This window comes from Aliiglaciecola sp. LCG003, assembly GCF_030316135.1.
Classification (GTDB): Bacteria; Pseudomonadota; Gammaproteobacteria; order Enterobacterales; family Alteromonadaceae; genus Aliiglaciecola.
The window spans coordinates 641578-654053 of the sequence record NZ_CP128185.1; the positions used below are offsets into that span (position 1 = coordinate 641578).

Consider the following 12476-nt stretch of genomic DNA (forward strand, 5'->3'; position numbering starts at 1 on the left):
AAAGCACTTATTAATATTAACTATGCCCAATGCCACGAAACTAAAATATCAACGTGGACTCGGTCGACCAAATGGATTCATCGTCCACGTTTGGCGAATGGGATAGTGAACGCCCTGTTTGCCTGAAACTGACTCGAATAAATGTAACTTATCTACCTTAATTGCAAATTGAGGCTCGATTAACGCTGCTGGCGGGTTATCTTTAGCTTTTCTAATCAAGGTTATATGAGGTACATAAGGACGGGTTTGGATAGTGATGCCCGCTTGCTTACTAAAATCGCTTAATTGTTTATTGATAGCTATTGCTGCAGAGTCTGTGTGGGTAGTTCCTAACCACAATATGCGTGGTTTAGACCAGAAGCCTAAGGTATCGAAAGTTAGGGAAAAAGGGCGGATTTCATAGTTATCGATATTACTGCACAAGGCATCCATTTGGTGATTGTTAACCTGACCTAGAAATACACTGGTGATATGAAAATTTCTGGCAGGCACGGCCGAGTCATAGTGGGGCAGGGCTTTTTCACGCCATGCCTCAATGGCCAATTTAGATTTTGCGCTTAAATCGAAACCTAGAAAATAACGCATGAGTTCTCCTACCAAAGGATCAATAGCCGATTATATTAGTTTTTGACTAAAAATGTATGACTGTATGTCCTACAGTCAACTAGACAATATCTAGGGTAATAGTGAAACTTTAGTTGCCAATAATAGGCTAGCTAGCAACACCTAAGTAAAAACGAACTAACTGGGCTTTACCTGTTGATATTTTAATTCCCTGCTATACTCCACTTGGTTTGTTTTTTAACCGAAGATAATTCTATATCGTTCAGAATTTCCAGCAAGATGGAAACATTTGCAGTCATCAGAGTAGTCAAGGAGGTTCTTCATTCATGGAGACTTAGATAATGCTTAAACGATTGATTTTAGCCACATTTGCTTGTCTTACCGTAGCATGTGGCAGTGATATAAACCCTGCACCAAAGCAAACGGTCATGCTTGCTAGCGAACCGGCCCAAGCCAATGTGCCTGCCAATGATGATAATTGCGTGGCCGAAGCTAGTTGGTTCCCCCACAGCCAAACGCCTTTCCCCGATGGCAACACATTTAACGGTAAAACCAACTGTGCATTTCATCGGTGGTCGTGGCAGATGTTTTTGTGGCTAACCCAGCCCGTGGATGGCAAGCCTCGATTTCTCAAAATGCAAAGCCCATATGACATGCTTGGCATTGAGGATCGTGAAAGTATGTTGCCCCGTTTAACAAAGTCTGCTCATCCTCGTTCTATGGATGAATATTTGCAGGCCGGTACTGAAGGGATCCTGATAGACCAAAACGGTAAAGCGGTTTACTACTCACAGTACGTTAATGATGAGTTTGTTAACTTCATCGAAGGCAAGCATCCAGACAACAAAATTAACCTGACTATTCCGTTGAATGTGCAACAGTTCCCAGCGGATAAATCATTCCCAGTTAATGCCATTGAATTAAAAGCTTCGTGGAAAATACTTGCGCCTGATGAAGACACCCGAAATCTTTATACTATGGAGTCTTCGGTATTTAAGTTAGCAAATAAAAACGGCAAAATAGTGGTGGATGACAAAAGTTCAATGAAGGTGCTTTTAGGTCTGGTTGGATTTCATATTGCAGGCGTAGTAAAAGGTCACCCCGAAATGATTTGGGCTACCTTTGAGCATCAAGGTAATGCACCTGATGTGCCAGCAGACTATGACTTCAGCAATCCAACCACAGCTGTATCAAAGGATAATTTCACCTTTTATAAAGCCAATACGCCTTATTCTGGATGCAACATAAACCCCGCCAATTCACCCGTGTTAAAACTCGATCAGGACAAGCAGACGTTGACACCAGTAACTCAGATGTGTCGTCGTTATGCATTAGGTAATGATGCCAATCAAACCACCATGTCGGTACCAACAAACATCAAGGTCGTCACTGATTTGAATAAAAGCGTCGCCAGTCAATTTAAAGATGCAGGCGTGTGGTCAAAATATGCTGAAGTGGGTGCCATTTGGTTTAAAGGACCCAACAGGTTAAAGCCTGGCATGGCGATAGCGACAGACTTTGAAGGTGATCAGCAATTGTTAATCGGCTCGCTGCGGTTGTCCAATGCCAGTATTGAGACCTTTACCCAAACACAAAGCACCATGTACAACTGTTTCCGCTGCCACAATACCAGTCAGCGTTTCCCAGATGACACCAAATTAGCGCCACTAAAACCGATGAATTTGAATATCAGCCATGCATTCATGAATATCTACTTTTGGTCGCAAACGCTTCAACTTCAGGCTTCAGCAGCCAGCACGCACTAGATGTGTTTAAATTTGAAAGGTAAAAAATAATGACAACTTCAATTTTTCGCATTCACCCCACGATTAATTTTTCTCGGGTTGGTACTAGCTCTGATTACTACATAGCCCCGGAAACGGCCTCCGGCGAGCTGCTCGATCAAGAGAGTGGCTTATTCGGTGGTTTGCCCATTAAAAGAGATACCGAAGATACACCGATCACCGACAAGGATTTTCGCGACACTAACGAGAATGTATTACGACAAGCCGCGCGGTTTAAAATATTTGTGTATGATTCTGAGCAGACGACTTACCCCTCTGAAGACCCTGGCAAAGAGATCCAAATTGGTGACAGTGTTGGCGGTAAAATTATTAAGGATATTGTTTGGACTGTTCATGTCGCCAACAAAAAGAATAACAATTACAAGATTACTAGTGTTGTTGACGGCAAGATCACCGAAGAAGGGATTATCGCCTATGAAAATGGTGGCACACCACCGATACGCAATCCCAGTTTTGGAGCAGATTTAAACGCCAGTGACAGACGCAAGAAATTGGTCATTGATCCCGGTCCTCGAACGATTACATCTTCTACATCAAGCTCAGTCACAGTTAAATTTGATAAAGACACGGCCCGAACCTATGCCGATAATAGTGGGCAAATCATGGCAGTGAAAAACTATCCGGTAAGCTTTCCTGCTATGCACTTTGATACCAATACCCATCCAGACTTAGGACCTATCGATACATTGGGTGAACTACAGATTGAAAAGAATACTGGCCGACTAGTGGTGACGGGAGGCTATGGAAGAACCTTTTCATTTAAAGATGCCCAAGGCAAAAGTCCCAGTCTGGTTGATGCAATTGACAATGATGGTTGGTTTGATGATGTTTCAGATGGTCCGGTAAATGCCGTGATCTTATTTAATGATGGTAGCTCCGCTGAAGTGGTGGGCGGCTGGGTTGTCTGCACAGACCCAGCCTATGCACCGCAAACCCGTAATGTAGTTTCGACTTGGGATGATATGTTTTTCGCGTGGGTCGAGCAGCTTAATTTAATTCCACAAATGTTTGATGGCAATTATAAAACCGACTACCAGGCTTCATTTTACAGTGATGTTTTACCGGTTTTCCACGGTGCATTTTTGCAACGCTGGAATACCAATTTACCCAATAAGGGAGTGAAGGGTCACAATTGGGTTGCATCGATCAAACCTTCTGACGATCCCAGTCAGAAAATACCTAACTTTCTGGATCTGATCCGGGACCCGAACGCTCCCGAGGATGACAACGAGCGCACAAAAATGCCGTTGTCACTAGGCGATGCAACTAAGAGCTTCTTGTCGGTCACGCCCACCCAGTATTTTTTGATGACCCAATGGTACGCGGGTAAAAGTACCGCTAGTCCGCGGGCGCTAGGTGAAGGCGAAAATCTCGACAAGGTGGTACTGGAAAACTGTCTAGGGGGACGATATTCACCGGGAATAGACTTAACCTTTATTGTACGAGACGTTAATTTGTATAAACAAAACTGGCAAGGTCAAGTAGGGCCGTTCAGGGTCAACCAGCAAGTATTGAATTATGCTTCTGCTGATTCGACACAACCCTTCTTGCAAGAAGGTTATGTGCCTCTGAGAACTGACGGCGCAGAGCCAGGCGATCTGAGCAAATTTATGTCGCAACCCTGGCACACTGATTACAACAGTTGCGCGGTACATACGCCGGATCCCAACCCTTCTGCTAACAACACTCTTTACTGGTCATGGCCGGCGCAGCGTCCCGTTCAGGTTCATCCTGCAGAATTGTGTAGTTACAATCAATCTGAGCAAACATGGTCGCTGGGTGGGCAATTGTTCAGTATTCGCGGCGATAAGCAGGGCGATGCTAATTTAACCCACACAAACCTGCCCAAAAATGAAGGTAAGTACCAGAAATACATCGATTTTATGCCAAACTGGCATAAAACCGGTTTTATCATTCAAGGGGTACAAATTGCTGATAAGTTCGGCGGCAATTATGGCAGTGACAAGTTTCTCGAAGTGGCCAGCCTATATAAATCCCAAGGCAATATAGTGCAACCTTGGCCCACAGCCGATGAAACCTTACCGAATAACGGCTAATTCCCCAGATGTTGGATGACTCAGATGTGGCGATAATTGGCGCAGGCCCAGCGGCCTGTGCCACTGCGCTATCGCTGCATAAGCTAAATCCAAGCATCAAAATTTGTCTATTCGATGCGGCCACAGGTCCGCAATCCAAAGTAGGGGAATCTATCCCACCTGCAGCTGTGCCAATTTTATTTAACCTGCTCGGTGATGCTATTTATCCATTTTTAGACCTGCAACAAGCCTGTCCGGGTAATATCTCTATTTGGGGCGACAATAAACCAGGACACAACGATTTTATCTATGATTTAAATGGGCAGGGTTATCATCTTAATCGTCAAACACTTGAAAAATTACTCCAGGATAAGGTGCAACAGGCGGGCATGAAACTATTCTACCAGCATCGTCTGTGTAGTGCCGATACGGATCAACATAGGGTTAATCTTACATTTAATCACAACCATCATACTCGCCATATTAGTAGCCGATTTGCGGTGGATGCCAGCGGCATTAGCAGAGCGCTAATCCAACAAATTGGTGTGGCTAAAAACGTGTTGGATGAAGTGATATTTATCTGCGCGACTTTTGATGCGCAGAATGTCGCAGGTAAGCTGCGACATACCCTAATAGAAGCCACCGCGGATGGCTGGTGGTATTGCGCGTTGTTACCTGATAATAAATATATCGTGTCTTTTTGCAGTGATAGACAACAGTTACAAGCTAAACGGCTCGACCGTCCAGATGTTTGGTTAGCAGAACTGCATAAATCCACCTTGTTGCGCGAACAACTAGTGCCAAGTGATTTAGCACAGGTAAAATTATTTAAGCGAGCGGCACCTTCGAGCATTTTATCAACAGTGATTGGTCAGTGCTGGATGGCGGTGGGGGATGCTGCCAGCAGCTTTGATCCCATTACGTCAGCAGGCATTACTAAGAGTCTACTTAATGGCCAGCAAGCCGCTGATGCTATTCATAGTTGGCTGACAGATGCTAGTCGATTGAGTATGTCGCATTATCAGAACGAGGTTTTTAACGACTTCAACCAGTATGTTGGCTTGCGCGATAGTTTATATCGAAGTGAAGTTAGGTTTGACTGCGAGCCATTTTGGTATCGACGAAATCATCTTGGCCAATCCACAGCTAATGGATACTAGCCAGTCAAACCCGAATAACCCCGTTTACTGTGGAGTTAAATTGGTCCCTGCTTAGTCTGATGACTAACTTGGTCTTACATCCGATTTTAAAAAAATACACATGTGTTGCAGCGCAAAGGTACAATAACCTATTGGATTATTGTTTTGGTTAAATACGTGTTACCAGTTGAATCTTGTTGGCCAGCGCTGTCGGAGTCAATCTCTGAGCAGGACGTGATTTTAGTCGCTCCACCGGGCGCCGGTAAATCAACCTACTTGCCCCTTAAGTTATTAGAGTTGTTTGCGTCAACTAATCTGAAAATAGTGATGCTGCAACCTCGTCAAATTGCCGTGCGGGCCATTGCTAACTATTTGGCGCAACAATTAGGCGAAGACGTTGGACAAACGGTTGGTTATCGCATGCGCGGCGAAGCTAAAACTAGTTCAGCCACTCGATTAGAAATCGTCACTGAAGGTTTGCTTACCCGCATGTTGCAAAACGACCCTGAGCTACCGGGGATTGGCCTAGTGATTTTTGATGAATTTCACGAGCGCAATGTACATGCCGACTTTTCCTTAGCGTTATGTTTAGACACTCAAGCGGCATTGAGACCGGATTTAAGATTGCTAGTGATGTCGGCCACTTTAGATGTGGGAGAGATAGGCAATCTGTTACCCGATGCTAAATTATTGCAAAGTGAAGGTAAGCGCTTTGATGTTGATGTAATTTATACACCGGCCAAAGCAGGTGTTTTTCTTGCTCAGCATTGCACAGCAATTATTATCCAAGCACTGCAACAACACGAGGGTGATATGTTGGTGTTCTTGCCCGGCGCCAGAGAGATTAAATTGGTCGAGCAATTGTGTCAGGTTCAGTTACAACAGACTGTCAATATTTTTCCATTGTACGGAAATCTGAATAAACAGCAGCAACAGGCCGCCATACAGCCCTCCCCCGCAGGGCAACGCAAGATAGTATTAGCAACCAATATTGCCGAGACGAGTTTGACCATCGATGGGATTAAAATTGTGGTGGACTCTGGTCAGGAAAAGGTCTCCAGCTTTAATCTGCAAAGGGGAATAAGCAGCTTAACCACTATGCAGATATCAAAGGCATCAGCGACACAACGAGCAGGGCGGGCTGGCCGTCTAGCGGCTGGGCACTGTTATCGGTTATGGTCTAAAGATGCTCAACAGCGGTTAATCGCACAGCGGCCTCCAGAGATATTACAGATGGATATTTCCTCGCTGTATTTGGAGGCACTAGTTTGGGGGGAGCCGCTGGCTGATTTACGTTTACTGGATATACCTTCTACTGCGCAGATTCAACATGCGGAAGATTTATTGAAGTCGTTAGGTGCCTTAGATGAACAAGGAAAGTTAACCGCAGTAGGTCGTGCTTTTAATGGCTTAGGTTGCCATCCACGGCTAGCCTGTATGTTGATCCAAAGTGAAGCATTGGGCGCGGCATCACAATTATTAGCCTGTTTGCTGGTGGCGGTTCTGGAAGGCAAACCCATATCTGCATTACGAGATGAATTATGCCTAAGTCAGCACCTCAATTATGTATTATCGCCGCCGCAACAGCCTATTTATCTCGAAGCCAAGCGTTGGGCGTCTCGTCTAAGGCTGAATTGGTCAGGCGCGCAAATAAAAAAAGCGCTACCAACTTTAGTTGATTTACTGTTACTAGGCTTCCCTGATCAAATAGGGCAGTCACGCGGAGCTGGTCGTTTTTTACTGGCCAGTGGCACGGGTGTGATGTTTCATGCCCGACAACAGCACAGCAATTTAATGGTCAGCCCATGGCTGATAGTTTGCCAAATGACGTTAGGCCGTGACGCCGATGGCCTTATCCAATTAGCGGAGCCTATCAGCGAAAGTCAATTGATGGGCCATGCTGATAATTTAATCAAGCATTCAACTCAGCATTATTGGGATGATACGAATCAGCGAGTTGTGAGTCGGGAAGTGAAAATGTTGGGGGCTATTCTAGTTTCTGAAACTAGGCTGGCGAAAACCAAGAATGCTGACTACAGCGAAATTATCATCGACACATTGCTGACAAAAGGGTTCGGGATCCTCAATTGGTCGACGTCAGTCCAGCAATTATTACTGCGAGTAAATTTGGCCGCTGAGGTATTTGGTTCGAGTTGGCCCGATTTTACACCAGCGGGTTTACGGGCAGATCTCAGTGAATGGCTTAGTCCTTATTTGGCCGGGGTATCGAGTTTGGAGCAGTTGATCAAATTAGATTGGCATAGCATCCTCAAAAACCAGTTGGAGTGGAGCCAGCAGCAGTTTTTAGATCAACACTTTCCAACACAGATGCAGGTCGCGACCGGGCAATCATGTAGGTTACATTATAGCAAAAATGGTCAGGTAGAATTACAAACTAAAATGCAGCAAGTGTATGGGTGGCAGGATTCACCTAGCATCGCCCAAGGGCGTGTAAAAGTGACCTTATCGCTATTGTCACCACCAGGCACAGAGCTGCAAAAAACTAGCGATTTGGCTGGTTTCTGGCAAGGAAGCTACAAAGAGGTGCAAAAAGAGATGAAAGGTCGCTACCCAAAGCATTTTTGGCCAGATGATCCTGCTAACGCTCGCCCTACCAGCAAAACCAAAAAGTATATGTAACCAAGAATCTGTAATTGCCAGCGGGGCATTGTGAGTGTTAACGGCATGGGCAGCAATTTTTATCTAGATGCTGCTCACGCCGTTTATTTCAGGTTTAGTTATCTATAACCGGGGTCTCGTCTGTGATGGGCGCGGCGTTCACATCACTATCAAGTTTCTCATTGGCTAAGCGCACTCCTTTAGCGTAGTCAGGATGCACTTTCTCAAGCACCGCATACCAACGCTCTTTGACGGCATCTGAGCAAGGGCCCATGGCGGCAGCATAATTGTTGTATAAACGCTGCTTTTGTTCGTCACTAAACAGATTATACAGTGCGCGAGGTTGGACATAATCAATCGCTTCCTCAACTTGATCATATCTGGCTGCATCGCCATCTATTTTAAGTGGCGGCTCAGCGACGCTTTCATTGGCGACCGGGCCATTGTGTTGATTCGGTTCATAATACGCATCAGGATTGTCAAAATCATTGGTAAAGAATCGCATCGAACCGTCTTTATGGTAATGATTAATCTTGCTATTTTTCGCTGCATTAGCTGGTAGGGCTTCGTAATGAGTACCTAGTCTATATCTGTGCGCGTCGGCATATGACCAGACTCTGGCCTGCAACATTTTGTCCGGACTAAAGCCGATTCCCGGAACTACATTGGATGGACTATAAGCGGCATTCTCAACCATTTGAAAATAGTTTTCTGGATTTTTATTCATCTCCAGCTCACCTACTTCAATCAGTGGGTAATCATCGTGAGGCCATACTTTGGTCACATCAAAGGGATTATATTCCTGTTTCCCAGCCTCTTCTTCAGGCATAACTTGGATAAACATAGTCCATTTTGGGTAGTCGCCATTTTCAATGGCGCTAAATAAATCCTCTTGGTAGGCCTCTCGGGTTTTACCAATCCGATGTTCGGCTTCTTCGTTGGTGTAATGCTCATGGCCTTGATGGGTTTTAAAATGGAATTTGACCCAAAAGCGTTCGCCATTTTTGTTCCACATACTGAAAGTATGGCTGCCATATCCATTCATATGCATAGGTGTTTTAGGGATGCCGCGGTCTGACATCAAAATGGTGACCTGGTGGACTGATTCAGGTTGGGCTGCCCAGAAATCAAACATCGCCTCGGGGGAGCGTAAATTGGTTTTCGGGTGACGTTTTTGAGTACGGATAAAATCAGGAAATTTAAATGCATCGCGGACAAAAAATACCGGCGTATTATTGCCCACTAAATCCCAATTTCCTTGTTCGGTATAGAACTTTAAACTAAAGCCGCGCACATCACGTTCAATATCTGCCGCACCTGACTCGCCTGCTACCGTCGACCACCGACTCAATACTTCGGTTTGTTTACCCACTTGTGAGAACAAATCGGCACAGGTGTATTGGCTGATATCGTGAGTTACAGTAAATTTTCCTTGCAGCCCCCACCCTTTAGCGTGCACCGCTCGCTCAGGAATTCGCTCACGGTTTTGATGGGCTAGTTTTTCAATTAGCTGATAATCTTCTAACAATGCAGGGCCGCGCTTTCCGGCAGTTTTGGTGGTTTTATTGCTTGGAACCGGTGCTCCGGCGGACGTGGTAAGGGTTGGCTTATTACTCATTTACTATCTCCATATTGTGATATGAGAATGAAATAAGCATCTTTGGTGCCATGCTGGTCACAAGCAGTACAGTCCAAGGATGCAACGAATCGTCAGCTATTAAGCCTAGTCATAAAACGTAAAAATTACATCGATATTGCAACTTTTTCTGATTTGGTGAGGATATTTTACAGTTTCACATTTGCAAGTCACACATTGATTTGAGGGTCATCTAGCAGACTGTTACAATCCGCAGCACTTTCACTCTATTGATTAATCCATGCCAGTTATTCAAAAACTCAATCCGTTCATTTGGTTCAGAAAGTATTTCTGGAAACTACTATTTGTTTCGACGGTCATCTTCATAGCTTATATGGTGTATCTGGATGCAGTTATTGCACACCAGTTTTCCGGCAACAAATGGCAGGTTCCCGCGCAGATATACGCACGACCATTGACTTTGTCCCTTAAAGAAGAAATCACCAGTAAAGAGATCATTGAAGAGCTGGAATTACTTGGATATCGTCGCGTCAGTAAAGCGGCCGCCACGGGAGAGTATCAATATGCTAATAATCGGTTTGTGGTATATCGCCGAGCATTCCATTTTGCAGATGGATTTCAGGCGCAAACTGCATTATCAGTAGTGATTAAATCTGGCCGGGTGGCGCAGATCACTAACCTCAATAGCAACACTTCCGTCAAAAGCTTTAGACTCGAACCTTGGTTGATAACACGACTAGTTAGCGCTGGTCGTGAAGATCGCATGCTAGTATCGCTCGGACAAGTTCCTCCGGCACTTCTAGAAGCGTTGATAATTGTAGAAGATAATGATTTCTATCAGCATCATGGCATCGCACCACTGTCTATTTTGCGGGCATTGTTTGCTAATATTGCGGCGGGCAGAGCGGTACAGGGTGGCAGCACCTTAACTCAACAATTGGTCAAAAATATGTACCTGACCAACGAAAAGTCTATTTCTCGCAAAGCTAAAGAAGCCTTGATGTCGATCCTCATAGATGCCCGTTATAGCAAAGATCAAATACTGGAAGCTTACTTGAATGAAGTCTTTTTGGGCCAAAATGGTGAGAATGGTGTGCATGGTTTTGGTTTAGCCAGCTATTTCTATTTTGATAGGCCCCTGGATGAACTCAATTTACTCGAAATCACTACCTTGGTCGGCATGATCAAAGGCCCGTCTTACTACAACCCACGGCGCTATCCAGATAGACTAACCGAACGACGTAATTTGGTGCTAAGACTGATGTTTGAAGATGGCAAAATCGATAAGCCAACCTTTGAATCTTTGTTAGACAGACCTGTGCTTGTTGCAAGCGGTGCTAGCTTGCGAAAAAATAAACATCCTGCCTTTATGGATAAAGTGCAGCGGGAATTGCGCAACGTATTAGCCAATCCTGATATTCGCGATTCTGGGGTTAAAGTGTTTACTTCTTTAGACTCAAATGCCCAGCGCAAAGCTGAAAAAGTGGTGACTGAGCGCCTACTCAAACTTGAAGGTGCACGCAAAATAAATAAATTGCAGGCAGCAATGGTGATTAGCGATATCGACAGCGGAGAAATCCGGGCTATTGTTGGCGATAGGAATACTAATTACAGCGGCTTCAATCGGGCTTTGGATGCCAAACGCTCAATCGGCTCATTAGTTAAACCGGCTATATACATCTCAGCGTTGGAGCGACCGCAAGAGTATAACCTTGCAACCCCTTTGCTGGATAAACCGATTGAATTACCTGATGATGCGGGAAGTTTGTGGAAGCCGCAAAATGCAGATAAGAAATTTCGCGGCCAAGTCCCCTTATATACCGCGTTGACTCAATCACTCAATGTTCCTACGGTGACACTAGGAATGGAGATTGGCATAGATAATATTGCGACCACGCTTGGACGCTTAGGCATTGACGAGCCCATTTCAAGATATCCTGCATTAACTCTCGGCGCTTTGGATTTGTCGCCTCTGCAAGTCAATCAGATGTACCAAACCATCGCCAATAATGGCTTGCAAATTAAGCTGCATGCAGTCAATGGGATCCTGTCAGTAGACAACGAGGTCATTTGGTCTTTTGCTGAGGCTCCAACACGCCAATTCGATGAGAAAGTGACCTATTTGATGAATTATGCCTTACATAAAGTGACCTTGGAAGGCACGGCAAAAAGAATCAAACAGCACTTCCCATCGGTCAATATGGCAGGAAAGACCGGCACCACTGACGATTATCGTGATAGTTGGTTTGCCGGGTTCGACAAGAATATTTTGGCGACCAGTTGGATTGGAAAAGATGATAATCAAAGCACTGGATTAACCGGTGCCAGTGGCGCTTTGAATTTGTTTATTGATTATCAGAAATTGCAAGAGCCCAAATCATTGGTTCGACGCTTTCCTAAAGGGCTTGGGATTGCTCATTTTGATTCTGAAACTGGTCACGCCACTCAACCCGGTTGCCAGTCTAGTATGAGTTTGCCGGCGATTCTGGAGACTCTGCCCAAACGTCCGGAAAAGTGTGGCACCAAAAACCCCAAAGTCGAAGAACGCAAAAGCTTCTGGGAAAAACTGTTTGGCTAACCACATCGAATCCCGTTAATAAGACATATATGGACGCTCCCCTGATGTCAAGGTACTACTTGCCACTTCGCATTAACGCATTAACGTGACACCCAGAACGCATTAACGTGACACCCATGTTTTGCACCCATGTTTTGC

7 protein-coding genes are annotated in these 12476 nt (G+C 44.9%); 5 read left to right on the top strand and 2 right to left on the bottom strand.

Annotation, left to right across the window (positions count from 1 at the left end):
* Nucleotides 1-48: 48 nt before the first annotated feature.
* Complete coding sequence (thpR, locus tag QR722_RS02740; protein ID WP_286285221.1) at nucleotides 49-585, bottom strand: RNA 2',3'-cyclic phosphodiesterase; 537 nt, start codon at nucleotides 583-585, stop codon at nucleotides 49-51.
* 320 nt (nucleotides 586-905) lie between these two features.
* Here thpR and QR722_RS02745 point away from each other — a divergent pair, with 320 nt between their 5' ends.
* The 4 genes from QR722_RS02745 to hrpB all read left to right on the top strand — a co-directional run bounded on the left by QR722_RS02745 (nucleotide 906) and on the right by hrpB (nucleotide 8184).
* Entirely contained in the window at nucleotides 906-2330 is a 1425-nt protein-coding gene (locus tag QR722_RS02745) for a hypothetical protein (protein WP_286285222.1), read from the top strand.
* A gap of 29 nt (nucleotides 2331-2359) precedes the next feature.
* Nucleotides 2360-4426 (top strand): LodA/GoxA family CTQ-dependent oxidase, encoded by a 2067-nt coding sequence (locus QR722_RS02750; RefSeq protein ID WP_286285223.1) that lies wholly within the window; start codon nucleotides 2360-2362, stop codon nucleotides 4424-4426.
* Nucleotides 4427-4434: 8 nt separating this feature from the next.
* Nucleotides 4435-5565: an NAD(P)/FAD-dependent oxidoreductase gene (locus tag QR722_RS02755; protein WP_286285224.1), complete on the top strand. Its 1131-nt coding sequence runs from the start codon at nucleotides 4435-4437 to the stop codon at nucleotides 5563-5565.
* A 144-nt stretch (nucleotides 5566-5709) separates the two neighbouring features.
* Nucleotides 5710-8184 (top strand): ATP-dependent helicase HrpB, encoded by a 2475-nt coding sequence (gene hrpB / locus QR722_RS02760; protein ID WP_286285225.1) that lies wholly within the window; start codon nucleotides 5710-5712, stop codon nucleotides 8182-8184.
* Between the two features lie 94 nt (nucleotides 8185-8278).
* On the opposite strand, the gene QR722_RS02765 is transcribed toward hrpB, so the two are convergent.
* Nucleotides 8279-9781: a catalase gene (locus tag QR722_RS02765; protein WP_286285226.1), complete on the bottom strand. Its 1503-nt coding sequence runs from the start codon at nucleotides 9779-9781 to the stop codon at nucleotides 8279-8281.
* A 259-nt stretch (nucleotides 9782-10040) separates the two neighbouring features.
* Here QR722_RS02765 and mrcB point away from each other — a divergent pair, with 259 nt between their 5' ends.
* Nucleotides 10041-12338 carry a penicillin-binding protein 1B gene (gene mrcB / locus QR722_RS02770; protein WP_286285227.1) on the top strand — a complete coding sequence of 766 codons (2298 nt, stop codon included), beginning with the start codon at nucleotides 10041-10043 and terminating at the stop codon, nucleotides 12336-12338.
* The last annotated feature ends 138 nt before the right edge of the window (nucleotides 12339-12476 follow it).

Excerpts from the sequence above, each read along its gene's own strand:
- thpR (WP_286285221.1), bottom strand. The coding sequence starts at position 585 with ATGCGTTATTTTCTAGGTTTCGATTTAAGCGCAAAATCTAAATTGGCC.
- QR722_RS02745 (WP_286285222.1), top strand. The coding sequence starts at position 906 with ATGCTTAAACGATTGATTTTAGCCACATTTGCTTGTCTTACCGTAGCA.
- QR722_RS02750 (WP_286285223.1), top strand. The coding sequence starts at position 2,360 with ATGACAACTTCAATTTTTCGCATTCACCCCACGATTAATTTTTCTCGG.
- QR722_RS02755 (WP_286285224.1), top strand. The coding sequence starts at position 4,435 with ATGTTGGATGACTCAGATGTGGCGATAATTGGCGCAGGCCCAGCGGCC.
- QR722_RS02765 (WP_286285226.1), bottom strand. The coding sequence starts at position 9,781 with ATGAGTAATAAGCCAACCCTTACCACGTCCGCCGGAGCACCGGTTCCA.
- mrcB (WP_286285227.1), top strand. The coding sequence starts at position 10,041 with ATGCCAGTTATTCAAAAACTCAATCCGTTCATTTGGTTCAGAAAGTAT.